23 protein-coding genes are annotated in these 26193 nt (G+C 45.1%); 1 reads left to right on the top strand and 22 read right to left on the bottom strand.

Features of this window, described 5'->3' with window-relative positions; all coding sequences use genetic code 11:
• Positions 1-175: 175 nt before the first annotated feature.
• Entirely contained in the window at positions 176-1699 is a 1524-nt protein-coding gene (locus CW749_RS21120; RefSeq protein WP_101114366.1) for a glycoside hydrolase family 32 protein, read from the bottom strand.
• Between the two features lie 238 nt (positions 1700-1937).
• On the opposite strand from CW749_RS21120, the gene CW749_RS21115 reads away from it, so the two are divergent.
• The gene (locus CW749_RS21115) at positions 1938-3143 is read left to right on the top strand and encodes an ROK family transcriptional regulator (RefSeq protein ID WP_101114365.1); all 1206 of its coding nucleotides are present in this window, start codon (positions 1938-1940) and stop codon (positions 3141-3143) included.
• A 101-nt stretch (positions 3144-3244) separates the two neighbouring features.
• Here CW749_RS21115 and CW749_RS21110 read toward each other — a convergent pair whose 3' ends face one another.
• The 21 genes from CW749_RS21110 to CW749_RS21010 form a co-directional block, all read right to left on the bottom strand.
• Complete coding sequence (locus CW749_RS21110; RefSeq protein WP_101114364.1) at positions 3245-5437, bottom strand: PAS domain-containing hybrid sensor histidine kinase/response regulator; 2193 nt, start codon at positions 5435-5437, stop codon at positions 3245-3247.
• Positions 5430-5903, bottom strand: a complete 474-nt coding sequence (locus CW749_RS21105; protein ID WP_180958464.1) for a hydrogenase maturation protease — start codon at positions 5901-5903, stop codon at positions 5430-5432. The genes CW749_RS21110 and CW749_RS21105 overlap by 8 nt, the downstream gene beginning before the upstream one ends.
• A gap of 8 nt (positions 5904-5911) precedes the next feature.
• Positions 5912-7432 carry a nickel-dependent hydrogenase large subunit gene (locus tag CW749_RS21100; RefSeq protein WP_101114362.1) on the bottom strand — a complete coding sequence of 507 codons (1521 nt, stop codon included), beginning with the start codon at positions 7430-7432 and terminating at the stop codon, positions 5912-5914.
• The gene (locus tag CW749_RS21095; protein ID WP_101114361.1) at positions 7432-8385 is read right to left on the bottom strand and encodes an NADH:ubiquinone oxidoreductase; all 954 of its coding nucleotides are present in this window, start codon (positions 8383-8385) and stop codon (positions 7432-7434) included. The genes CW749_RS21100 and CW749_RS21095 overlap by 1 nt, the downstream gene beginning before the upstream one ends.
• A 90-nt stretch (positions 8386-8475) precedes the next feature.
• Complete coding sequence (hypF, locus tag CW749_RS21090) at positions 8476-10836, bottom strand: carbamoyltransferase HypF (RefSeq protein ID WP_101114360.1); 2361 nt, start codon at positions 10834-10836, stop codon at positions 8476-8478.
• Between the two features lie 79 nt (positions 10837-10915).
• The gene (locus CW749_RS21085; protein WP_101114359.1) at positions 10916-11539 is read right to left on the bottom strand and encodes a HupE/UreJ family protein; all 624 of its coding nucleotides are present in this window, start codon (positions 11537-11539) and stop codon (positions 10916-10918) included.
• A gap of 46 nt (positions 11540-11585) precedes the next feature.
• Positions 11586-12656, bottom strand: a complete 1071-nt coding sequence (gene hypE / locus CW749_RS21080) for a hydrogenase expression/formation protein HypE (RefSeq protein WP_237322518.1) — start codon at positions 12654-12656, stop codon at positions 11586-11588.
• A gap of 47 nt (positions 12657-12703) precedes the next feature.
• On the bottom strand, positions 12704-13852 hold the full coding sequence (gene hypD / locus CW749_RS21075; RefSeq protein ID WP_101114358.1) for a hydrogenase formation protein HypD: 1149 nt from the start codon (positions 13850-13852) through the stop codon (positions 12704-12706).
• A 19-nt stretch (positions 13853-13871) separates the two neighbouring features.
• Complete coding sequence (gene hypC, locus CW749_RS21070; protein WP_101114357.1) at positions 13872-14162, bottom strand: HypC/HybG/HupF family hydrogenase formation chaperone; 291 nt, start codon at positions 14160-14162, stop codon at positions 13872-13874.
• 74 nt (positions 14163-14236) lie between these two features.
• On the bottom strand, positions 14237-15775 hold the full coding sequence (locus CW749_RS21065) for a sigma-54 dependent transcriptional regulator (RefSeq protein WP_237322516.1): 1539 nt from the start codon (positions 15773-15775) through the stop codon (positions 14237-14239).
• A complete protein-coding gene (gene hypB, locus CW749_RS21060) occupies positions 15742-16656 on the bottom strand; it encodes a hydrogenase nickel incorporation protein HypB (protein WP_101114355.1) in 915 nt (304 codons plus the stop codon). The genes CW749_RS21065 and hypB overlap by 34 nt, the downstream gene beginning before the upstream one ends.
• Positions 16656-17132 carry a hydrogenase maturation nickel metallochaperone HypA gene (hypA, locus tag CW749_RS21055; RefSeq protein WP_237322514.1) on the bottom strand — a complete coding sequence of 159 codons (477 nt, stop codon included), beginning with the start codon at positions 17130-17132 and terminating at the stop codon, positions 16656-16658. The genes hypB and hypA overlap by 1 nt, the downstream gene beginning before the upstream one ends.
• A gap of 299 nt (positions 17133-17431) precedes the next feature.
• A complete protein-coding gene (locus CW749_RS21050) occupies positions 17432-17935 on the bottom strand; it encodes a cyclic nucleotide-binding domain-containing protein (protein WP_101114354.1) in 504 nt (167 codons plus the stop codon).
• A gap of 26 nt (positions 17936-17961) precedes the next feature.
• Complete coding sequence (locus tag CW749_RS21045) at positions 17962-18456, bottom strand: hydrogenase maturation protease (protein ID WP_101114353.1); 495 nt, start codon at positions 18454-18456, stop codon at positions 17962-17964.
• Positions 18440-19906: a Ni/Fe hydrogenase subunit alpha gene (locus CW749_RS21040; protein ID WP_101114352.1), complete on the bottom strand. Its 1467-nt coding sequence runs from the start codon at positions 19904-19906 to the stop codon at positions 18440-18442. Before CW749_RS21040 ends, CW749_RS21045 begins: the two co-directional genes overlap by 17 nt.
• Before the next feature lie 36 nt (positions 19907-19942).
• Positions 19943-20569: an NADP oxidoreductase gene (locus tag CW749_RS21035; RefSeq protein WP_101114351.1), complete on the bottom strand. Its 627-nt coding sequence runs from the start codon at positions 20567-20569 to the stop codon at positions 19943-19945.
• Positions 20566-21270 carry a 2Fe-2S iron-sulfur cluster-binding protein gene (locus CW749_RS21030; RefSeq protein WP_101114350.1) on the bottom strand — a complete coding sequence of 235 codons (705 nt, stop codon included), beginning with the start codon at positions 21268-21270 and terminating at the stop codon, positions 20566-20568. The genes CW749_RS21035 and CW749_RS21030 overlap by 4 nt, the downstream gene beginning before the upstream one ends.
• Positions 21267-23108: an NAD(P)H-dependent oxidoreductase subunit E gene (locus CW749_RS21025; RefSeq protein WP_101114349.1), complete on the bottom strand. Its 1842-nt coding sequence runs from the start codon at positions 23106-23108 to the stop codon at positions 21267-21269. Before CW749_RS21025 ends, CW749_RS21030 begins: the two co-directional genes overlap by 4 nt.
• A gap of 368 nt (positions 23109-23476) precedes the next feature.
• Positions 23477-24172 (bottom strand): ribulose-phosphate 3-epimerase, encoded by a 696-nt coding sequence (gene rpe / locus CW749_RS21020; RefSeq protein ID WP_101114348.1) that lies wholly within the window; start codon positions 24170-24172, stop codon positions 23477-23479.
• A gap of 33 nt (positions 24173-24205) precedes the next feature.
• A complete protein-coding gene (locus tag CW749_RS21015) occupies positions 24206-25252 on the bottom strand; it encodes a class 1 fructose-bisphosphatase (RefSeq protein ID WP_101114347.1) in 1047 nt (348 codons plus the stop codon).
• A 10-nt stretch (positions 25253-25262) separates the two neighbouring features.
• Positions 25263-26189 (bottom strand): phosphoribulokinase, encoded by a 927-nt coding sequence (locus CW749_RS21010; protein WP_101114346.1) that lies wholly within the window; start codon positions 26187-26189, stop codon positions 25263-25265.
• Positions 26190-26193 lie beyond the last annotated feature (4 nt).

Below are 26193 nucleotides of genomic sequence, written 5' to 3'. Positions count from 1 at the left end.
CAATTAAATGTAAGGTATATAATTGCACCAAACAATTAATGAGTTATCAAATTGTGAAATAGATCGTTTTTTAATCAAGAGAGATCGTAAAGGGAGATACAGATATCAAAGAAAAAGCCCTCTCCAATCAATGGAAAGGGCTTTCTACAAGGTATTTAATACGTTATTCGATTTTCTATTCTGAAACCTTCTTCATTCCAAATGTTTTGAGTGAACGAATCGTTGCGTTGCCTTTTTTAGCGTAGACATAAAGCCCATCGCTTGTTTCATCTGAAAAAATGTTGTTGGTCATTGTCGTTCTGCCATGGTCAGTAAAAATTTCTACCGAAATGCTATCCATGAAAATTCGTATGTTTAACTGATCGTCTCTCGTTGATTCCAAAGCGCAGGTTCTGCGCAGTGCGGAAATATTGCCAGACTGAGAACGATCAAACGCCAACTCTCCTCGCTTGAGGTCAAGTTCAATCAACGTTTTTTCCTCCCCTTTACTGCGGATTTCAAAGACAATGCTTTCACACTCACTCGCGGATATATCAATGTCGGCAAGAATTTCACAATGAATGTTGTCTCCTGCAGTGAAAGCAAACTTTTCGCCATCACTCAATTCAATTTGGCTATACCGCTTAGGTGAATGGCGCAACATTTCCACTTCAGAAACCGGTCTAAATGACAATTTTCCATCTTGGCAAAGTGACACTTCCCTTGGCAGGGAAATACTTCCATACCAGCCGAGATCACTGGTGTCATAGGTCCCGTCACACCAAGGCATAAACGGCCAAGATCCGATCCACGCTTGAATCAAAGTTCGTCCTTGTTCATCATCAAATACTTGAGGTGCGTAATAATCAAAGCCCCAGTCAACCGATCCCATCACAGACCAGTGGAATTTGCCCGTTTTGTAATCCAAATCCCCAACCAAATATATGGCTTGTCGCTGTTGAAGCCCCATAGGTGAATACATCAAGACGTGTTTTCCACCTAATTTGAACATGTTCGGACACTCAAGCATGGTACCTAACTCACCAAGACTCTCGACACAGTACCCTACAAACTCCCATTTTTTCAGATCGTCAGATCGGTGCATGCACACTTTACCAAACCCGTTGCTCTCGTAGTTAGAGGCGTTAATTAGGTCGCTAACCCCATCAGTGACACCTGTTACCATGTACCACTTACCTTCGTGTTTCCATACTTTGGGGTCGCGAAAATCATGGCGGTTAATGCCTTCTGGTGGGTCGGTAATGATTGGATTTCCATCGTATTTGTCAAAGTTGACGCCATCTTTCGAAGTCGCCATACATTGCACTTGTCTGTCCTGAGCGCAGCCCGTATAAAAAAGAGTGAGCTCTCCGTCATTGTTCACTGCACTTCCGGTAAAGATGCCACCGCCATCCCAACCATCATAATCTTCACTTGGTGCCAAAGCTTCTGGCATTGTTTCCCAATGAATCAGGTCATTACTGGTTGCGTGCCCCCAATGCATGGTTCCCCACTTTCCACTAAACGGATGATGCTGATAAAACAGGTGATAAACCCCATCTATTTGAACCAAACCATGAGGATCATTGATCCAACCTACGGGTGCTTGATAATGGTAATGTTCACGCCAATGATGCTGCTTTACGTCGGCACTATGCTTTTTAATATACTGTTCTACTTGATTTATTTTGTCTTGATGCTTCTTTTTATCGAATGTCATATACGTCCCTGTCCGATTCATATTTCATTTAATTGTAAGGTGCAATTAAACTAGGCTATTTAATTGTAGAGAACAAATATAGTATGGTTAACTTGAGATTGCGCTCACACTCTCTCTGTTAGGAACACACAAGAATACGATTAAACTATTGATTCAAATGAATTTATAATTTAAATAGTCATGTACTTGTTAATCCATTGATATTCATAACAATAGAAGCAGATTAAGGTTTTACACGATGAAAAGATCTCTACGCGGCGGTGTTGGTGTTTCCATGGACGACGTTCAAAGCCACAACAAACGCGTTATCCTTACCGCCTTACACCAAAACGGAAGCTGCTCGCGCAAGGAAATAAGTCAATCCGTTGGATTAGATCAGGCAACCGTCACCCGCGCAATCAAACCTCTTATTGAGGAAGGCATAATTGTTGAAATTGGCACGCAAAAAGCGGCGCGAGGTCGGCGTTCAATCGATTTAGGCTTCAACGAACAATATTTAAAAATCTTATCGATTAGGCTGCAACGCCTAAACTTCTCGATTTCTATTTTTGATTTATCCGGCAAGCTTATCCATACGCAAACCCACCCTATCGACCACGATTTAAACTTTAGCGTGGTTGCCAACGACATCATTTCACTCGTCAAAGAGATCAAAGTAGCGCACCAAATAGAATTATTGGGAATTGGCGTCGCCATGCCTGGTCCTTTTTTGGAATCGGATCATCGAATGATGCTCATGACAGACACACAAAATTGGCAGGACTTCGACTTTATTGCCTATTTGGAAGAAATGTTTGAAGACTGCCCTATTTACGCCAGCCACGATGCGAAAGCTGCGTCATTGTCGGTGTGGAAAGAACTGCGTACACAATATTCACCAACAGCCTTGCTCTATGTCTCTCTGGGCCAGGGGGTGGGTTCTGGTCTTGTTATTGATGGTCAGGTGTATCACGGTAGTCTTGGTTCCGCTGGGGAAATTGGTCACACTTCGATTAACTTTCAGGGAGAGGAATGTAAGTGCGGGAACATTGGTTGCTTAGAACTGTATTGTTCAAGCAAGGCACTGATTCAACACTACGAAGATTTAACCCAAAGCCAATCGGTCACACTAGAATCTGTGATATCGAAATTTCATGAAGGCGATGTCGATGCGAAAAGTGCTGTTCATCACCTCGCTGTCTGTTTATCGCATGGTCTAATCAATATTGTGAATCAGCTCAACCCAGACTTCATCGTTATTGGCGACGAACTTGCGGCACTCGGTCAAGGTTTCTTAGATGATGTTACGCTCAACACAACGAAAAGGCTTCTGCCAGATTTGGCCCATCACTTAACGATTTTGCTTGATGCAGGCTCTGAAGATATTGTTCACAAAGGTAATTACCACTTGGTTATGTCTAACGAACTGCTGATCCCAACAACCCATCTTGGTTTTACAGGCTAACTGGTAGAATTAGGGTTAAATTAACTCGCACAAAATTTAACTGAAAAAGGGCAACACCCTCTAAAATTTATAACATTGATTTAAATATGTTGGGCGTGAAATTAAACTTCGCCTCTTTGTTTTTTTAAATAGACTGCGATCTCTGATCGTGTTCTTTCCCTGAGCTTTTCGATTTCTCGCACACATATAGACGCAGACTCAAATTCTTGATCTTTTATCTTTTGTTCTGCGTCTTTGCATAGTTGCGATAAAGCATCAGCCCCCGCAGTAGCACTGGTACCAGCTAAATCATGTAACATATCCACAATGAGATCTGGCTGTTGTTCCACATGTTTGATTCGAATAGATATTTCATTAAGATCCAATAGGTACTGCTGTATTAGTTTTATATAGACACGCTTGTTGCCCCCCATACGTGCGATAGCACGGTCTGGGGAAAATAGCCGACCTTTAAGCGACACATCTTGCCATTCTTGGCTGTGTCTGACTGTTCTTCTTTGAGATAGCCCCTTAGATAGGGCACTGGTCAAATGTGTAAGATCGATAGGTTTAGGGACGAAATCATTCATTCCTGCGGCGCGGCACTGTTTCTGTATTTCAATGGTGGTATTTGCAGATAGTCCAACAATATAAAGCTCGTTTCCATGCGGAAGGCTCCGGAGTTTGCGGGTCGTTTCCAACCCATTCAGACCTTCCATTCTGATGTCCATCAGGATTACGTCAAAACGTTCTTTATGCACTTTGTCCAACGCTTCTTCACCACTTCGGACGATGCTGACAACCATCTCAAAACTTTCAAGTAATGCTGAAATCATGTCGAGGTTCATGTTGTTGTCATCAACCGCCAATACCTTTCTACCACGGAATGCTTGATTACGCTCCTGAGCTTTTTCACTATCTAAAACTGTTTCATTCGGATACTGACACTTCTCGACTTCTAATATCGCAGTAAATCGACATTGGGTTCCCTTACCAAATTCACTGCTAATTTCGATCTGCCCTTGCATCAATTTTGCAAGTTGTTGGCTAATCACTAATCCTAATCCCGTCCCACCATATTTTCGCGTTGTGCCGATGTCGGCCTGCTGGTATTGGTTAAAGAGCGTCGATAGTTGTTCCTCTGTCATACCAATACCGGTATCGTTAATAATGAAATTCAGGTTAACTATCGTATCCGAATGATTGGTTGCAATCACATCTAAGCTCACTGCACCGCGATTCGTAAACTTTACAGCGTTCCCGACTAAATTGACCAACACTTGCTGCAGCCGCAACGCATCTCCGATCAGAAAGGGCGGAACATTACCATCAATATGAATGCGAAAAGCAATTTGACGTTGAGCAACTTCTAAATTGAGCACGTGACTGACGTTATCGACCACTTGCTTTAAATTAAAGGATGTGTTTTCAAGCTCCAGTTTCCCCGCTTCTATCTTAGATAGATCGAGCACGTCACTAATGAGGTGAGCCAATGAATGAGATGCGACATCCACTTTATAAAGGTAGTCCCTCTGCTCTTCACTGAGGTTATCCCTCAAGCAGAGAGTGGTAAAACCGATGATGGCATTGAGTGGTGTGCGAATTTCGTGGCTCATATTCGCGAGAAACTGTCCTTTAGCTTGGTTGGCTGCTTCAGCCTCTTGTTTGGCATGTTGTAACGCTTCTTCACTTTTCTGAAGTGCCAATTCGCGTTGACGCAATTCAGAAACATCCGTTGCTGTCAGGAGCACACCTTGCAACTTCCCTTGGTGGCTGTAAAACTGTTCTCCCTTAATCAGATAGACCGCGACAGTTAACGTTCCATCACTGCGAAATAACCGACTTTCTATCTCTAAATGGCTGAGACGGTTAATGGTGTATACGAGGCTAGAGGTGTTAGTGCTATTCGGCTCTATTTGTCCGATATTCTCAAATGCGTCGGAGGGTACAATCTCATCAACATTCAATGTCCCTAAACTTCTTTCCCCCCAACCAAGGTGCTCCGAAAAAACACGATTAATTTGAGTAACAATGCCATTTCGATCCGCAACAATTAACAAGCTGTCCATCGTATCATTGATACTGCGAATATAAGCATTCAACTCCAAAAGTTGTTTGTTTTTCTTTTTCAGTGCATTCTGCTGGTATTCCATTTCCAGCAGCATTTCATCCATCGCTTTTGTTACAGCCAATAGCTGTTGCTCTTGGGCTGTCCCGGCTGCATAAAGTGCATCAATTTCTTGCTTTAACTGCTTCAGCCCTTGCTCAGCATCTTTATTCACACCAGTACTCACCTTGCCCTGAGAGTCATTCATGAGCGCTTACTGCGTGTGACCTACATTGCACTACTCGAAGTACCTCTTTTTTCACTGTGTCGATTGCGTTTTCAACAGGGGAAGATAACTCAGGGTGAAAACTTCTGACACTTTCTATCTGTACTCCTATTAGCGCCAACTCAGGACATGGTTCAACTAGTGCTTTCACTGCATTTAATAAGTAACTCAACCCACCATTATGGTCTTCAACTTGGTTGTCTAGATTGATGACTTCATCGACGTCAAGGTATCTCCAGCTACCAGCGGCTTCTCCTAAATCATAAGCATCTATCATGAGCACATAGCTGCAACCTGAAAAAAATGGGAGCGCATTTAAGCCTGCCACTCCACAATCAAATACTTTCATCTGAGTAGGCAGATTTTCGTCTAGTAGATGAGAAGCCACCATTGGTCCGACACCATCATCACCATGTAATCGATTTCCAAAACAGAGAACATGCAACATATTGCCTCTCATATGCCAAAGTGAATCTTACGTCTATCTGGTAACATATGAACCGTACACACCAAACACGGATCATGAGATCGAATAACATGCCCAATCAATACGGGCGATTTTGTATCCTCAACTGGTAACCCAAGCAAGCTTTGTTCCCAGTGTCCATGCTGACCTTGAGTATCTTTAGGGGACGCATTCCATGCAGTGGGTGTAATAATTTGATATCGATTTACAACACCGTCCTTGATACTTACCCAATGACCTAACCCACCTCTGGCAGCCTGAACTAGACCATAGCCCTGACCATCCGTTTCTGATTGCGGATCGGGTGGAATGAAATGATCGCCTGCGAGGTTCTCAATCAGAGAGTCAACGAGCCGCAGCATTTGATTGAGGCTGTGCCCGATACGACGCAGGCGCGAAAACTGACGTAACCAAGTGGACGCCCCTTCCTCATGGAACAGCGACAGAATGAGCTTATCATCACCAATGAAAAGTTCTGCCATTGGACCAGTTTGAACAACTTCGTTTCCGTACCGAGGTGCTTTCGCCCAAGTATATCGGTCGCTATCTGGCTGGAAGTCGGGAAGAGTTTCACCATTCGATGGATGCTTACCATTTTTATAGGGTTTGAACCAAGAATGACGAACATGCTCGTTAATCAGACTCTGGTCAAAGTCGCGAATTTCGCCATTTGTCTTACTATAATACCCGGAAGGAAATACCACATGTTGAGGTCTATCAGCGTCGCAAACCGCTCCATAACTAAGCATATTCTCCACTCCAATACCTAACTGGTGCAAGTTCAGCTCTCTGGCAAAGCGAGTAAACAACCCCGTCGCTGATTGACGAAAATTGCTTGATTTATCTAACAACTGAAACAGTTCTTGACGATCCGTAAGCGTAAGCCACTTATCCAACGCCAACCCCGTTACACTGCGTTCGTACCAATGAATAAGATTGACAACGGTGTCTTTTGCCTCAATCAGTTTGCGTATAGTAGGCTTACTGACCACGCCCCCGGGTAAAATAAATGAAGAGTGCGGCCATTGTCCTCCAAACAGTGCGACGACACCGATAATGTCGCGAGAATACGCCAATGCCTCTAAATGATACTCCCCTTTAAACGGTTCGAATTTAGACATAATATCCGCGTACAGCGCATGATGCTGATATGACGGATGACAGAAATCGACTAAAAACATAAGAAAAGACTGGCGAATATCATTTTGAACACTTTCAGCCAGTAAACATAAGCTACGAATGCGCATAGCGTTATCTGGCACTGAGGTTTGCCAAATCTGTTCTAATGCCAGTGTGGCGGCATAAAGATGTGCGGTACCACAAATACCGCAAACTCTTGGAGTGATCACCGCAGCATCACGAGGCGTTCTGCCAATCATGATCTGCTCGAACCCCCGATACATCACACCAACGCACCTGGCATCAACCACTACGTTATCTTCAATATCCAACTCAAGCTCTAAATCGCCTTCGACTCTGTTGAGATCAATATTCAATGTGCGTCTGACCATCAGGGCTCCATTTCTCTTTTTTTGACGCGCGTCGGCGCAGCCGCTTTAGCTAAATTCTTATATGCCATGTAATTGGCTCGCTCGACACCAACAGGAAGCTTAACAGGGATCGGGCCCAGTTTTTCAGTATGAAACATATCTTCATCGCTAGGAAATTGAGGAGAAGTACAACCAAAACAGGGCACGCCAGCTCTAGTTTTGCTGCTTTTGCCATTCCAAAGGTCAGTATTACAAGTGGCTTGGGTATAAGGCCCCTTACAGCCAAGATTGAAATACATACAACCATTTGACCCGAATTCTTCGTCTTCTACATCATATTCATGATACTCGTTTCTGGTACATCCTTGATGTACAAGAGTACTGAAAAACTCTCGGGGTCGATTCAGCTCATCAAGCTGAAGTACGATGCCGCTAGCAATCATCGCCAGCGTTTTCGTAATCGTATTAGGATGCGCTGGACAACCTGCAATGTTAATTACCGGAAAGTAGGCTCCTGAACGCCACTCTGGTGGTAATAGTCCTCCGATACTGTCCTTAGTAAATTGTAAACCAACACAGTCTGAAGGGTTAGGGGGAGCAGCATGTACACCTCCAAATGCTGCGCACGTTCCCATGGCAACCACATATCTCGCTTTGTCGACCAGACGAGTCACCCACTCTTTTTTGGACTTTTTACGGTATTGATCGAACATTCCTGTACCATCAGGTGCGGTAATGATGCTACCTTCGACACACAGGATATCTAGAGCTAATCTATCGTTCAAAATATCTTCAATCACTTCATCCAGATTTTGTTCTATAGAAAGAGAGAGCGAAGGTTGCCAGAGCAAGCGAAGTCGATACGTTTCCAAGAGATTGACGAATGAAGGACGATCAGCATTTAACAACGCCATAGTATCTCCGCCACAGCTTCCTGTTTGAAACCACAGAATGGTCATTTCTTTATTTTTCATATGGTTTCTCCTTGCCCATTGTTTTGTGTTTATCCCAAGACTTTTTTATCCCATTTAATCCATAAAGAAGCGAATAGAAATGCGTTATTCTCAGCCATTTCTTAATTTATGAGCAGCAGCAACGAATGCCTGACCTAAAGCTAAGCCGCCATCATTAGCTGGCACGTACTGGTGGGTGAGTACCGTGAATCCATGAGTTGTAAGCAAAGTGTAGGTGCGTTCAAGCAAGAGTTTATTCTGAAACACGCCACCACTAAGAACAATGCATGGAGTTTGGTCAAATTGCTCACAAAGTTTAAGCACCGTTGCTAGCACCGCTTGGGCTAATCCAATATGAAATCTTTTTGCGATATCCGCTTTGCTGGTGCCGGAATGGAGATCATCAATCAATGCTCTCCACATTGGCTCCGAGCTAACGATCAGGTTGTTATCACTTCGCCATTCAAACGGATACGCAATATCCTCAGATTGACCTTGTAAGGCACAGGCTTCCAGCAACATTGCCGCTTCACCTTCGTAACTTGTTGATGTCGGAGTGAGTGACAACGCAGCAGCAACAGCATCAAACAAACGCCCTACAGAGCTGGTTTGTGGGCAGTTGAGTTGGTTAGTGACCATACTCCGTAGTGTTTTAAGAGGTTGCTCATTGAGCGACGCGGCAGCTACCCAACCATTGATACAGGTAAAGTCGATGGAGTATCGGTCAAGCCACGCTAACAAATTTCGCCATGGTTGAGTGATCGCTTGGGTACCACCAATTAAGGGGATCGTATCAAAGTGCGCTATGCGCGAATATCCTACATAATCTGCCTTGATAAATTCCCCGCCCCAAAGCGTTCCGTCATCTCCATAACCTATCCCATCAAATACCACACCCAGCACTGCAGGATGTTGCAATGGAATTCGATTTTCCGCTAAGCAACTCACAATGTGAGCATGATGGTGCTGTACCGAAACAATGTTGAGTGGTTTCAGACCGCTGGCGATATTCTCGTTTAGGCTATTTGCATATTTTGATGCGATATATTCTGGGTGGGAATCATGAGCCAAAATAGTCGGCGAGAACTGAAACAACCCTTTATAATGCTCAATCATGGCAAGAAAATCCTGCCAAACGCGATGACTTTCTAAATCGCCAATGTACTGACTTAGTACTGCCCCTTTTGACGTCAGCATACAGAACGCATTTTTTACTTGCCCGCCAACGGCCAACACTGCACCAGTGTTTTCGAATCCTTCAGGAACTTGGATTGGTAATGGAGCGTACCCCCTTGCACGGCGTAAGAGCTGCACTCCTAGACCGGTTTGACGTGCGACGGAATCATCCACGCGAGTAACGATGTCTCGATTATGCATCAACCACACATCCGCAATATCCGAGAGGTCACTCAACGCCTGCGTGTTATCTGTACACTGAGGATTTCCGCTAATATTGGCAGATGTCATGATTAAAGGGCGTTCAACGTGGAGCATCAACATTAAGTGCAACGGAGTATTAGGTAACATCACTCCAATTTCATTCAAGTTAGGAGCAACGTGCGCACTAATTTTCTTCAACCCCTCCCGCTCGTATGAAGGAGAACGTTTTTGAGGAAGTAAAACAATCGGAGCGGCACTGCTTTTCACAAGACGTTCACTTTCTAGCGTGATGTGACAATAGTGACGAACCATATTCAGCTCGCTCATCATGATCGCAAAAGGTTTAGCTGGTCGAAATTTGCGAGCTCTTAATGTCTCAACCACGGTGTTGTTGGTTGCATCGCAAACCAGATGAAACCCACCTACCCCTTTTACAGCAGCAATCTGACCTTCAATAATCCGCTTGCCCAATTCTTCAATAACATCACTGCTTTCGAATACCAAGGAATCTCCGGACTGATCGCATAACCACACACTCGGACCACATTCTGGACAGGCGACAGGCTGAGCATGAAAGCGTCGATCTACGGGATCCATGTATTCATTATGGCAAGCTTCACAAAGCGGAAATACCGCCATGCTTGTCAGCGGACGATCGTACGGCATGGATTTGATAATGGAGAGTCGAGGACCGCAATGGGTGCAGTTAGTAAATGGATAACGATACCGTCGTTGGCTTGGGTCTGATATTTCTTTGGAACAGGCTTCACATGTGGCCGCATCAGCAGGAACTCCAGCGGTAATGTTGACGCTAGACTGACTCGTAGAGATACTAAAACCGACGGGACTGTTTTCCTGTTCGATGATAATACGGTCTATGCTTTCTATGTTCGCCAAAGGGGGACATTGACGATGAAGTTCAGCAATAAACGTATCGTGGCTAGCTTTACTATTCCACAATTCAATAAGCACCCCTTCACCGTCATTAAACACTTGTCCGTTAAGCCGCATATTGTTAGCAATACGCCAGACAGTAGGACGAAACCCCACCCCTTGCACTACACCACTCACTCGCAAGCGTTCACCTTTCATGCACTCCCCTCTCCGTTATGTCGTGAGAATACAACGCACATCGACACATCCGACACAGTAAATGAATACATACCACTTACTACACTGAGAGTGAATAAACACCACTTAATGATATAGCCACGCCAATAATCTTGCTAAAATGCCCTACATAACGGTTTTTTACTTGTCTTGGAAGCATGAAACTAAACAAAATAGCCCCCATCGCATGCAATAGTGCCGTTGAAAAGATAAAGCCTAAGCTATAACCTATTACTCCTGCTTCAAACGGAATTTCCGCACCATGAGCAAGGCCATGAAAAACCGCAAAACCCGCAACGATAAATGCTCCAAATCTAGCACTGACTTTGAGACCAGCGATCAACAATAACCCAATCAGTACAGCTGATAATCCAATTCCGGGCTCTACAATGCTTGCTGAGATCCCAACACCGACCATAGCAAGCAGTGCTGAAACAGTCATCGCCAGGACAAAGGCCAGTGGCACCTTCCAAAGCACACTGGTATTGTGCTGCTGATAAGCGAGTTGAGCCGCCCACCCACCAACGGCTATCATCACGAGTGCATGATCGAGTCCGGTTAAGGGGTGAAGTACTCCTGCAGCAATACTGCCCATATTACCCGTCGCATCGTGTGCAAAGACCATTCCCGAGAAAAAAACGGTAAACACCGCGCCTAATTTAACTGCCAGTTGATTCCACTTCATTGTGATAACTCCTTGTTAGATATATATTGATGTTTATATCCTGCGTTCAACAAATCCTTGGGAGCTGATCGCCAATCAGCATATCAAGCAGACGCTCGCTGCCCAGTGATGTTGTCGTTGTTACCGCAGGTTTAGGTTGATGTTGAGCAACTGCTTCGATTTTGCCAATAATGGCCGCTTGCTCTGCACCTTCTATTCGTCTCAATACCGCTACACAGTCGTCGGCGTAAGCTTGGGGAACAACAGCCACAAACTTGCCTTCATTGGCGAGGTATAAAGGATCAAGACCCAGTAATTCACACAACCCTCTGACTTCTGGGCGAACCGGAATAGCGGACTGTTCTAGTACAATTCGCACCTGACTACTGTGAGCAAATTCATTAAGAACCGTTGCCAAACCTCCCCTTGTCGCATCCCGTAGACAATGAATATCCGGACATACTTTCTGAAGCGCTTGAACTTCACGAGTGAGTGGATGGCAATCAGAAGTAATGGAGGCTTTGATCGCTAGATCATTTCTTTTTGTCATAATGGCGGCAGCATGATCGCCGACCCAACCATTGACGATGACGACATCCCCTGGTTTCGCACGATCAGCTCGAATGTCTACATCAGATGCTATGACACCCACGCCACTAGTATTGATGAAAATTTTATCTGCTGTTCCGCGATGTACTACTTTGGTGTCACCGCTGACAATGGCGACGTTTGCCTTATCTGCCGCTCTCCGCATACTTGCAACAATCTGGCGAAAAGTTTCGAGAGGTAGCCCCTCCTCAATGATAAAACCGCAGGTGAGATACAGGGGCTGAGCGCCTCCCATAGCCAGATCATTGACCGTACCATTCACCGCCAGAGAGCCTATATCACCGCCGGGGAAAAAAATTGGATCAACAACGAAAGAGTCTGTCGTAAACGCAAGCCTATCGCCATATTCGGCTAACTGGCTCAACGGAATACGAGCTTGATCTTCCAAAGGCGTCAATAGTGGGTTTTCAAAAGCAGCTACGATCTCTTTTTCCACTAAGTCCCGCATCGCTTTACCACCACTACCATGAGACAACGTGATCGCTTCTGTAAACCGCATGCTATTCATTGAACCTTGTTGTTGCTTCATACCTACCTCACATACCCGCATAACCATAAGCTCGACACTGCCACTTTCTATGCGCTAATTTTGTCTGGGGCCCTGATACCATGGTTGTAATATGCCGCGCATGCGCCTTCCGATGAAACCATCAACGCGCCTGTTGGGTTCTGTGGCGTACAGTTTTTTCCGTAGAGCTCGCACTGCCAAGGCTTTATCAGCCCCTTTATAACTTCCCCACATTGGCAAGCCTCCGGATCGGTCACCTTTGTTTGAACGAGCGAAAACTTACGCTCGGCATCCCACAAGGCGTACTTATCGCTTAATCTGACGCCCGCTTCACCAATATCACCTAGCCCTCTCAACTCCGTGACATTATGTGCTTGATAGACTTCTGCCATCGCTGCAAGCCCTGAATAGTTTCCACTGTCATGCACAACGCGACTGTATTGGTTTTCGACCTCACATCGCCCTTCTGAAATTTGTGTTATCACCATGAGCAGTGAATGGAGAACATCAAGCGGTTCAAACCCAGTGATAACGATGGGCTTCGAGTAATCCTGTGCAATGAACTGAAATGGGTCTGTGCCGACCACCATGCTGACATGACCGGGGGCTAGAAAACCGTCCAGATGTAAGTCTGGCTCTCTCAATATTGCTTCTATCGTTGGTGCCGTTGTAATGTGATTACAAAACAAGGAGAAATTTGTGACCCCTTCACGTTCAGCCTGCTTTACTGTCAGTGCGGTACTAGGCATTGTCGTTTCAAACCCAAGTGCAAAAAAAACTACTTCACGAGTCGGGTTTTGCTTGGCAAGTGTCAGCGCATCTAACGGCGAGTAAACCATTCGGATATCATACCCAGCCGATTTTGCGTCAAGTAGGCTTCCTTTTGAGCCTGGCACACGCATCGCATCGCCGAAGGTCGTAAATATAACGTTTGGCAAGCTGGCAATGTTTATGCAGTCATCAACACGTCCCATCGGCAAGATACACACGGGACATCCGGGACCATGCACCATTTCTACCCCTTCAGGTAGCAACGATTCGATACCATATCTAAACAGGGTATGAGTGTGTCCCCCACAGAACTCCATCAGTTGTAAGGGCTTAAACACGTCCCCTGTGGAAAGGGTGCAGCGCTCTATATCGGCAACTTTTGTATGAATCGCCTTAATGAGCGCTTTTGCTTTATCTGGATCTCGGAACTCGTCGACATATTTCATCTCACTTCTCCACAGGTAATCAGTTTTGCTGCACTACCTTCATTTCTTCTTCCAATTCGCCAAGTTCGACAAGCAACGATAGTGTTTTCTGTGCTTCTAATTCATCGATGATGCTCATCGCAAACCCCACGTGAACTAACACCCAACTTCCTACATAGCTTGATAAGGCACAAGAGTTTGATAAGGCACGAGAATCTTCGACAACGCATGCAATATTTACCGAGCGCTCAATGCCCGATATATCGACGGTAGCAATGCAATTCTTCTCGTCCACGATAGCAACAATTTGACCCGGAATTCCAAGGCACATATTCATTTCTCCTCAACACGCTTGGCTTGTGATGACTAGGGTCTGGTAATTTACGTATCACAATCAAAGTATGGTTAACTACTGAGTTTATTTGGCTCCAGACCGTAGCGGTCTAGTTTGGCTCTAAGACCAACCCGTGATAAACCAAGCTCTAAAGCAGCCTGACTTTTATTCCATTTAAGCCTTATCAAAGTTTCACGTAAGATTTTGGCTTCCAACATTTCCACTCTGTCTTTGAGATTGCCTTCCTTCCCAAGTAGAGATCCTTCGTCGGATTCAATGTGCCGAGTGCCTTGAATAACATGAGGAGACAATAAATCGGCGTCCAACCAGTCATTTTTTGCTAGTACCAAAATACGTCGCACCTCATTTTCCAGCTCACGCACATTCCCAGGCCAGTGATAATCCGTCATGCACTCTATCGTCTGTTGCGTAAATCCTTTTACCGGTTTGTTATATGTTTTCATGGTGTTGCGTAACACGGCGTCTGCGATAACAGCAATGTCCATTGGTCTGTCCCGTAACGATGGGATATGAATTGGCATAGCAGACAATCGGTAATAAAGGTCTTCTCTAAAGCGCCCTTCTTTGACATCTTTTTTGAGATTCCGGTTGGTCGCCGAAATAACACGCACATTTACGTGTCTACTACGATTACTTCCAAGAGGTCTCAACTCACCCTCCTGTAAAAAGCGCAGTAACTTAACTTGAAACTCCAGAGACGTATCCGCAATTTCATCCAACAGCACAGAACCTCCATTCGCCTGCTCAAGTAATCCAGTACGTTCTGATGCCGCTCCTGTAAATGCCCCCTTGGTGTGACCAAAAAGCTCACTTTCTAGCAATTGAACAGGCAACGCCCCGCAGTTTTCCGTAAGAAACGGACGATCAGATCGATGGCTAGCATAATGAAGACAGCGCGTGATCAGCTCCTTGCCCGTACCCGACTCTCCAGTAATGAGCACGGGGATATCAAATGGCGCAACTTGTTCTACCTGATCGAAAATAGCCATCATGGGGCTTTCAGGTGAACAGACAATCTGTTCAAAACTATGATGCCGTTTGAGTCGTTGGCGCTTTTCTCGATTAATTTTATGAACCGAATCGAGTGAGCGACGCAATTCTAGATTCAATAATCCATTTTCTTTTTCCAGTGCATACAGCCAGCAAGCATTTCTCACGGTAAGTAGCAACTGCTCTGGTTGCCAAGGCTTGGGAATAAACTGGTAAATCCCTGCTTCGTTAATACTTTGAATGAGCTCATTAGGCTCTGTGTACGCAGATATCATCATACGTACGACATCTGGCCATTTTTCTCTTACCTGAGTGAGAAACTCACTACCACTGGTATCAGGCATTCTCTGATCGGCTAAGACGACTTGCACAGGCATCTCCAATAATGCCTTTTCCGCTTCTTCAACGCTTTCTGCCGTGATCACGGCAAACTCGTCCTGAAGATTTCGCCTTAGTGCTTGTAGTGACAGACGTTCATCATCCACCACCAACACAACAGGGCGTTCTGTCTGAATAAAATGTTCACTGTCACGCGGCTCGTTTAAGTCGTCCATGTATGCCTTGCTTACTGAATCTTCGGTACGGAGCCCAATTGACACTCGAGTTCCTCGAGTTGTTTACTAAGCACATCTTTACACTCCATTAATAGAGTGTTTCGACGCTGATGAATCCAATTCAACCAGCGATCCATACCTGCTCCTGATGTGGCAGACACCTGAATAATGTCTGCGCTAGGATTAACTCTGTTGATGCACTGTATACATTCATCCAGATCAAAATTAAGGTGCGGTAGAAGGTCAATCTTATTAATCAGTATTAGGTCAGAAGCCGCAAACATATCGGGGTATTTCAGCGGTTTGTCCTCACCTTCCGTAATAGAGAGAATCGCGACTTTGTGAGCCTCCCCTAAATCGAATGAAGCCGGACAGACTAGGTTTCCCACGTTTTCAATAAAGAGTACACCGTAATCCGGTAGCTTTAACGTTTCCAATGCGTGACCCACCATATGCGCATCCAGATGGCAACCTTTCCCGGTATTGACCTGAACCGCTTTGACGCCGGTTGATCGAATACGCTCTGCGTCATTTGTCGTTTGTTGATCGCCTTCGATAACGGCTGTTGGAATAAGAGAGGCGATACTTTCTAACGTTGCTGTGAGTAAGCTGGTTTTACCTGAACCAGGACTGGATACCAGATTTAGAACAAACTGGCTCTTCTGAGTGAAAAGGCGGCGATTTAACGAAGCATATTGGTTATTTTTTCCCAGAATATCCTGCTCGATTTGCACCATTCTAGACTGACTTAGCCCAGGTACATGCGCGCCTGCTGGTCCATGACCAAAATGAATGTCGCCCACATGCGTTTGACCATCATGTGAATGATGATGTTCATGCGAGTGTGCGGGCTGATATTGACTATCATCGTCCGTAGATTTCTCAATCGACACTTCACCGTCGGAGCATCCGCATACAGTACACATTAGTTCACCTCCACTTCTTTAATTCGCATCTCATCGCCTCCGGTAAGCAGCAAACCAAAAGAGCCGCAATATTGACAAGGCGAATAACGAGCTTCCAGAGCTACCGTCCTCTGACAGGGCTCGCACCAAGCACTTCCCGCAACCCGCTCGATAACTAATTCCGCACCATGCGCAATAGTGTCGTTGGCAACAACGTCAAAGCAAAACGTTAATGCATCGATCTCCACACTGGCTAACTGACCAATTTCTAAGCAAACGGTTTTCACTCTCGAAAATGATTGCTGTTGAGCCTGTTGATCCAATGTCTGAACAATGCTTTCACAAATGGACATTTCATGCATAGGTACACCTTTCAGAATTGCTGGACCGCGGATTGATGTCGTTAAAGCCCCTTTGTCGACAAATCTTCCTTGACCTGCAAGATAGTTATGACTAAAGAGATAATACAAAGACCATGCCATACCTGGTAAATTCATGGTACACATCCATTTAACTAATAAATAACACCAGGTTAACAATTATGGGATTTATTGATCCGTTGACCCATCTAAAATAATACTTACTCCAAGTGAACAGCCTCTTTCCANNTGGAAAGAGGCTGTTCACTTGACATATTCATTCTAACGCCGAGATTTATGGAAGGAACATAAGAAAAGAGCCCTAGCATCAGCATTAGGGCTCGGTTGGCGAATTCTATATATCGGAAAATCATCACTTTCATAAGCAGTGAATATGGCTACCTACCTTTGTATAACGTTGGATAGCTAGACTGGATTTACGAACGACCTCTGCCACCGCTGGCAATATAGTGTGTTAGCTCAGATTGCTGCTGACCGATAGCTGACACCGTGTGATGAACCCGTTTCACAATCGCTCGCATAAAGTTAAAAATAACTTTTGGGTACTCATCAATTAATGGGTCGATATCCTGCCGATCAAAGCATAAGACAGATGCTTCGCCGAGCGCCTGCACAGACACGCTTCTTGGTTCACCATCAATAAAACTCAGTTCACCAATCAGATCGCCTTCTTCAAGTACATGCAGTAGCGTAATTTTACCCGTTTTCTGGTTCTCCCTTACTAATCCAAGGCGTCCGGTTACGACCATATAAAAACTGCTTGCTGAGTCTCCCTGATGATATAAAAATGCACTATCTTTCAGCTGTTCAATTCGAGCTGCTCGCTGAGCGAGTACCTGTGCTCCCTCCTCTCCAATATAGGAGCCTATCGGTGCCTGAATTATCTGCTTCACTACTTGCTCTATTTGGGGTTTGTTCATTACTTCACTCCTTAATTTAATAAGACTTAAACGTTAGCCATCGCCAACCCGCACGGATAAACACCCACCGTCATCACCTCATTGATAGCGCGATTTAACCTTTTCCGTGCACGATCAGTAAGACCAAGCTTAAGCTCCCATTCATCACCTTTTATCGCTAACAGCCAAACATCCGGATACGACTGATACACGTTGTGGCACAGAGCTAAAATGGTCTGCACCGTGATGGCATGTGAAGTAAATGAATCATCCAGTCTTGGCTCGACTCTTGATAGGGAAAAGCTTTCGGTATCAGAGCTTTTTGTGGCATCAACAAACAACACTCTTTTGTGGCGCCGCAATAAATCCACGTCTTCAAAAAAGAGCTGATAATGTCGAACCAGTACGCCATTGATATCGTACTTCTTTTCAATTTCATCAATAAAAGCCCATCCCAAACCATCATCTTGCCTACCGATGTTGCCAATTCCATAGATCAGGTCAAACGAGTTGAGTGGTATCGGACTATCTGTATTTTTCATCCAATAACCTCCCTGATTTATCAATAAGGGAGACTTTCAACGGCATTTGCCCCATTGCATGGGTCGCACAACTTAAACAAGGATCGTATGCTCTAATCCCCACTTCAATTGCATTCATCATGCCTTCAGTGATCTCTGGTTTGCCCGAAATCCAGTCCTGTGCCACCGACTGCACCGTTCGGTTCATCACTTGGTTATTTTGAGTGGTAGAGACGATCAAGTTGGCAAACGTCATGTTACCGGCTTCATCAGCACGATAATGGTGAAGAAGCGTTCCACGAGGTGCTTCAACAACACCGATTCCCTCTCCCGTCCAAGCTTCTTTTTCTGGGGTAATGATCAGTTGCTCGCCTTGTAAGTCTGGATCAACCAACAACTCTTTAATCAGTTCTGCAGAATGAAGAATTTCAATCGCTCTCGCCCAGTTGGTATGTAACGTCATATTATTTGCTTTACCGTGTGTGTAACTATGAAAGCTTTCCAGTGCTTCTTGGGCTAATGGCGTGTTGTAACGGCGCGTTACGTTAACCCGTGCAAGTGGACCAACCCGAACAGAACCCGATTCTCTACCCAAAGACTTGAGATAAGGGAACTTCATATAGCTCCATGGCTCAGTCGCTTCAGAGAAGTAATTAAGATAATTATGATAATCCGTTTCTAGAACCGTATTCTTGTCTTTGTCGATAACTTTCAATGTACCGTGGTAGTAGTCAACGTCTCCGTTTTCATCAACAAGACACATATCCAAGGCTTCCACGACACCAAAGCTATCAATTTCTTTTCTATGCTTTTCATGGTAATCATAGAAAAGATCAAGGGCATCTTGCGCATAATCAATGACTTGATCGATAGAAAGAATGTCTTTGTCACCGCTTAGAAAACGATCCCTTTGTTCCTCAGACATATTGCTATTTACGCCCCCTGGAATGGAGCTGATCCCGTGCATCCGTTTACCCAATACCGCCTGAATAAGCTCTTGCCCCCAGCGTCGAAGCTCAATCACTCTTTTAACTAAATCGGGATTTGCTTCAGCAAGCCCTAAGATATTCCGTTTTTCTGGTGCCTCTTCAATTCCAAACACCATCTCCGGAGCGATCAGGTAGAAATACGCCGTAACATGTGACTGCAACTGCTGTGCGTAATGCCCTAAACGACGCATTTTTTCCGGTGTGGGCAGCATTTGAATGCCATCACTCAATCCTACGCCGACCATGTCATCAAGTGCTTTCGCGCCACACAAATGGTGGCTCACAAAACAAATGCCACAAATGCGTTGTAACAACATTGGGGCTTCCCAATATGGGTGCCCCTGAATAAATCGCTCAAACCCCCTAAACTCGACAACCTGCAGTTTAGCGTCTGTTACTTTATTACTGTCATCAAGTTGCAGTGTTACTTTCCCGTGCCCTTCTATTCGGGTAACCGGATCAATCACCAATGTTCTGCTCATGAGAATCCCTTCCATTGTGTTAGTCATATCGATGTGTTAGTCATACCGATTTATCGATGATGGTAAGTCGATCTCACGACCATTCACGAAATCATCCAAAACTTTAAAAATGGCGTCCCCATCAGGTGGGCAGCCGGGTATGAAGTAATCCATTTTTACAACTTGATGCGCGGGGTATACTTTGGTTGTGATACGCGGTACATCAATATGAGGGATGACGTTGTCCGAACCTGGTGGACGTGTCGTTGAAGAAATGTAAGCTTCCTCTAAACATTCGGTTAAGCTGACTTGATTGCGCATAGCCGGAACACCGCCCCATACAGCGCAAGCACCGACAGATATTAGGACATCGCAGTTTTCGCGAAAATGTTCCAGCGTTTCGATATTCTCTTCGTTGGCGACACCTCCTTCAACAAACCCGAGCACACAACGCTCTGGTATACGCTTCACATCAGTAATAGATGAACGAGTAATCGTTACTTTTCCCAGTAAACCGAGGATGCGTTCATCCATATCGAGGAAAGACAAAGTACAGCCCCAACAACCGCATAACCCGATCATGGCCACTTTAATTTTATCTTCACGAAGTGCCTTCGTTTCCGCATCCAGCGGAGTTTTAGGTAGCTCGTGAGAGTAAATTACGTTGGTATTACTCGTGCTCATTTGTGCTCTCCTCTTAAAGCGCGTTCACGAACGGTTTCGATCTCGAATTTCCGTTTACCTATCGGAGCATCGAATCCCACCGCCTTTTTGAGGATGCAGCCTACTGGGCAGATATCCATCGCGGATTTCGTCTGCTCGTCGCTCATTTTATTCGCCAATTCAACGTCTATCTCTATCCGAGCTTTCGCCCCTCGATGACTGATGTTGAAAATTTTCTGCCCAGTCTCTTCATCACGAATAAACTCCACACAGCGTTGGCAAAAAATACAGCGATCACGCTCTAACCAAATGTTATCGGCGCGGAAATCATTTTCGGTTATGGGAAAACGATATGGAAAGCGAGACACCATCATGCCGACTTCGTAACCGACAGCCTGAAGATCACACCTGCCACTCTTTTCACAACTTGGACAATTGTGTTTACCTTCTACAAACAATAATTCAATCAACGCCTTACGCATATCTTGAACTTCAGGTTCTTCCACTTCTACAACCATCCCATCTTGAACGGGAACCGTACATGACGCGACCGCATTGCCGTTCACCTTACAAGTACAGACCCTACACGTTCCCAAACAAGGTTTTCCCCGTTGGTAGCATAATGATGGGATGTATACTCCAGCGTCATTGGCTACATCAATCAACCCCTGACCTTCTTCCGCGGTTACGGTCTTTCCATCAATTGTGAGTTTAATTGTCATTTGACTGCCTCCGGAGCTTCTACAGTGCCTTTCCCTGTCTTTGGCATCAGGATGTCAGATGCCACCGCATACCCTTCCATCGCTTCGTTGAGATCAAAAGATGCCAATAAAGGACCTTGCTGCTGAGTGAGCTTTTCTTGGTAGATTTCCGGAAACTGGTTCAGGGTTGTTAAAATGGGTTTAGGAGATGTAGTACCCAGACCACAACGGCTTGTACTGCGTATGATGTTCGACCAAGCAATAATTTCATCTAGATCTTCCTCAACGGCGTGACCTGCAATGACTAAATTAAGTTTGTCGTAAAGCGCCACATTACCAGCACGACAAGGAACGCAAATCCCACATGACTCTTCCACAAAGAAATGGATAAACTCGCGTACAATGGTCAACAGATCCCGCTGGTGATTGAATACCATCACCGAGCCATTACACGATAAATCGTTGTAGTCAAACGTTCTTTGCGCGCCTTTAGAGACGGATACACATTCACCGGAAGGGCCACTGACTTGTACCGCGCGGGCATTTTGTGCACCGACCAATGACAACACGTCAGAGAGCGTCGAACCCCATTCGATTTCATAGATACCCGGTTTCTCTACATCTCCAGCCACACTGATTAATCGAGTGCCCGCTGAGGAGTTTGTTCCCATCGCCTCATACCACTTTGCCCCTTTCTGCATAATGCTTGCAACGGTAGCAAAGGTTTCGACATTATTTACTGCGGTGGGTTGACCAAGATACCCTTGCTGAACTGGAAAAGGCGGTTTAACTCGAGGCGTTCCTCGCTTTCCCTCACAAGATTCAATGAGCGCAGACTCATCGCCACATATGTAGGCTCCAGCCCCCAGTTGGATGCGAATGTCAAAACTGAAGTCCGTTCTACCCTGTATTTGATCGCCCAGTAAGTTCTGGCTTCTCAAAGCGCTCAATTTTTTCTCAAGGTATGGCACGAGATAGGTGTACTCTGAACGAAGATAAAGTATCCCCTCTTTAGCTCCAATGGCATACGCCGCTACAATCATACCTGCAAGCACTTGTTCCGGACTTTTTGTCAAAATCACTCGGTCTTTATAGGTACCAGGCTCCCCTTCATCCGCATTACATATCAGGTATTTTTCCTTCCCTGGCGCGTCACGACAAAGCTGCCATTTCAATCCTGCAGAGAAACCAGCACCACCACGACCACGTAGCTTTGAGGCACTAGTGGAGTAAACCACCTCTTCAGGACGCTTAGCGAGAATATCAGTCACAACGGCTTTTATATCAAAATCATCTTGAAAGAAGATCGGACCCGATTGATGGATCTGACTCCCCGCTAGTGCTTCAATATATTCAATCGTATCGTCCGGTAACTGTTGCGGATTTGCCAAAGCTTGCGCAGTAGTGCCGTTTTGCAAGGCCGTGATAACGGATCGGACTTTTTCAGGATCAAGGTTCGTAAAGGGAATGCCATCAACCAGCATCGCAGGCTCTTGATCAGATAATCCAATACAGTGGGTATCGAAGAGTCCAAAACGACCATCTGCTGAAACCTCTCCAAACTGGCACCCAACCACTTCTTCCAGCGCTTTTCGAACCGATTCGTAGCCATTCATACGTGCGATCACGGTATCGGCAAGATAGATTTTGTGCTCTCCAGATGGTCTGTCATGAAAAAAGTGGTAAAACGACAGTGTTTCCTGTACATCCAGAAAAGACAGATTTAGACCAGTGGCTAACTCTTCTACGGCTGACGGTGAGATAAATCCGTCTTGGTTTTGAACTTGCCAAAGCATATCAATTAGCCTTTCTCGGCGATGTTGATAATGGTTTAAAATTGAAGATACGTCATTGCTCATATGTGCACTCCTTGTCACGTATTGCCGGCTACCGGCTCATCCACGTTACTTCCCAGTAATTCAATTTATTTAATTTTTATTTGCTGTTACTAATTCGAGTATCTGACGAAACTCAATCTGTATGGCTAGAGGAAAACTAAAAACGTGTTTATCCCTTAGGTTGTGTGGTTATGCAAAGGACAAGCCATTAGTTAATAAATTGTTAATTTCCCATTTTTTCATATAGATACAAGTGGACACTTGTTACCTAGAAGTGGCTGAATACTCAATTTCCTTCCACTTTTTGCTTAGACTGGTCACTTAGCTTCCAGTTACTAAGGGCAACCCAATTCATGCCTAACTGACACCTTTACTGCTTACTTCCAAGTTCACTCAGTGATGTCATAAGGAGCAAAATCAACTGCTTCATGAAATTCTGCGAGTGTTTCCTCGTAATCTGATGTTCGGAAAATAGCGGAACCAGCGACAAAGCAATCCGCGCCTGCGTTGGCCAGTAGAGCGACATTATCTAGGTTAACTCCGCCATCTACCTGCAAACGGATTTCACGGCCTGACGCTTCGATCATTTTTTTGACTTCCGCTATTTTGTCGAGTGCTGAGTCAATAAACACTTGTCCCCCGAATCCAGGATTAACTGACATCACCAAAATGAGGTCAATTTTATCCATCACATATTTGAGCGTTTCAGGTGAAGTTGCAGGGTTAAGTGCAACACCGGCTTTGCAGCCACAGCTATGAATGAGTTGCAGTGTACGATCTAGGTGCGGACACGCTTCTTGATGGACGGTAATCCATTCCGCACCCACTTTGGCAAAGCTCTCAACCAGTTGGTCAACAGGCTCTACCATCAGATGAACGTCTAGCGGAGTGGTGATACCACGCTGGTGTAGATGTGTGTGTAAGGCTCGACAAACATCCGGACCAAAAGTCAAATTTGGTACAAAATGGTTGTCCATGACATCGAAATGGATTAGGTCAGCGCCGGCATCAATCACTTTTTCGACCTCTTGACCAAGACAAGCAAAATCGGCGGCTAAAATCGAAGGGGCTATCCATGGTTTCATTGTTCTATTCCTACTTTGTTTGATCTTCCAGGTTCAACTTGTTTGCTTTTTCAAGTTCAATTGGTTTGAGTCATCCGTTTCTTTGTAATAGCGCGTCAACCGTTCTACTTCTTCTTTGGCACCAAGAATCACTGGCACACGCTGATGTAGTGACTCAGGTACAACAGAAAGTAAGCGCTTGTGACCGGTTGTCGCCGCTCCACCAGCCTGCTCAATAATAAAACTCATCGGATTTGCTTCGTACAACAGCCTCAAACGACCATTTTTTACATTTTCTCGACTGTCTGCGGGATAGAGGTAGATACCTCCTCGCATCAGAATACGATGAACCTCAGCTACCATTGATGCGATCCAACGGGTATTGAAGTTGCGCCCCCTTGGTCCGTCCTCGCCTTCAATCAGTTCATCGATGTAGCGACGAATGACATTGTCCCAATAACGATGGTTAGAAACATTGACGGCAAATTCGCTGGTTTTTGGGGCGATAGTCATTGCTGGGTGAGTAAGAATGAACTCTCCAATATCATGATCGAGCGTAAATCCATTCACGCCATGCCCTGATGTAAGAACCAGTGTTGTCGACGGTCCATAAAGCACATAACCTGCACAAACCTGACGTACTCCGGATTGTAGGAAATCCTGTTCCGTTGGTTCACTCACGCCTTCAGGGCAACGTAAGATAGAGAAAATCGTCCCGATTGAGACATTGACATCGGTATTTGATGAACCGTCTAGAGGATCAAATACCAACAAATACTTTCCTTTAGGGTATCGCCCTGGGATCTGATAAACATCTTCCATCTCTTCAGACGCCATCCCCGCAAGATGACCAGACCACTCAAGTGTTCGCAACAAGATCTCGTTAGTGATTACATCCAATTTCTTCTGCGTTTCCCCTTGAATATTTTCACTTTCTGCACTGCCTAATACATCGATAAGTTGACCACGGTTAACGTCGTCTGCGATCTCCTTGCACGCAGTGATAATGGCGTTCAAGAGCAATGTAAACTCACCAGTGGACTCCGGAATGCGGCGCTGCTCTTCCATGATAAATCGAGTAAATGTAATTCCTTTGCTCATAACAACCTCCTTATGCTCTTATTTCGTTTTTGGAGAAACGATCATGAGTGGTTTCGACACTGACTCGGTTTGAGCCATGAAATACTAAATCTTCAATCAAAGGCTGCATAATCAGCTCCATCGCGAGCCCCATTTTCCCTCCGGGAACAACGATATTATTACGTCGGGACATAAATGAGCCGTGAATCATGTTCAACAAGTATTGGAAATCAACACCCGTTTTCTTTGGATCCTGGAATCGAATCACGACCATACTTTCATCCAGTGTAGGAATAGCACGTGCAATAAACGGATTCGAGGTATCGACCATGGGTACGCGTTGAAAATTAATATCAGTGCAGGAAAATTGTGGTGTGATGTAATGTACATAGTCATGCATACGGCGCAAAATGATGTCAGTAACCGCTTCACGGCTGTACCCACGTACGCTGGTATCACGGTGAATTTTCTGAATCCATTCCAAATTCACTATCGGGACAACACCAATAAGCAAATCCACATAACGAGCAACGTTACAAAATTCGGTCACCACACCGCCATGCAGACCTTCGTAAAACAGCAGATCAGTCCCTTCCTGAATAGACTCCCACGGCGTAAAGGTACCAACCCGATGATTAAACTGTTGTGCTTCCTCTTCATTGTGAACGTAATGTCGAAATTTCGCTGTTCCTGTTTCGCCATAGGTTTTAAGTGTTTTTTCAAGATCCTTAAAGAGATTCCCTTCCGGACCAAAGTGACTGAGGTTCCTTCCATCTTTCTGAGCCTTTTCAAGGCGTGCTCGCATCTCTGCACGGTCATATCGGTGATAGCTGTCACCTTCAACGATCGCCGCTTTATAGCTGTTTCGCCGAAAAATCTGCTCCATAGCATTTTTTACCGTTGACGTTCCGGCACCAGAAGATCCAGTAACGGCAATAATGGGGTGTTTAATAGACATAATG

Source organism: Vibrio sp. vnigr-6D03, from assembly GCF_002835515.1.
GTDB classification, from domain to species: domain Bacteria; phylum Pseudomonadota; class Gammaproteobacteria; order Enterobacterales; family Vibrionaceae; genus Vibrio; species Vibrio penaeicida.
Note: the sequence above shows the minus strand (reverse complement) of the source record. Positions and strands in the feature narration are given on the sequence as shown.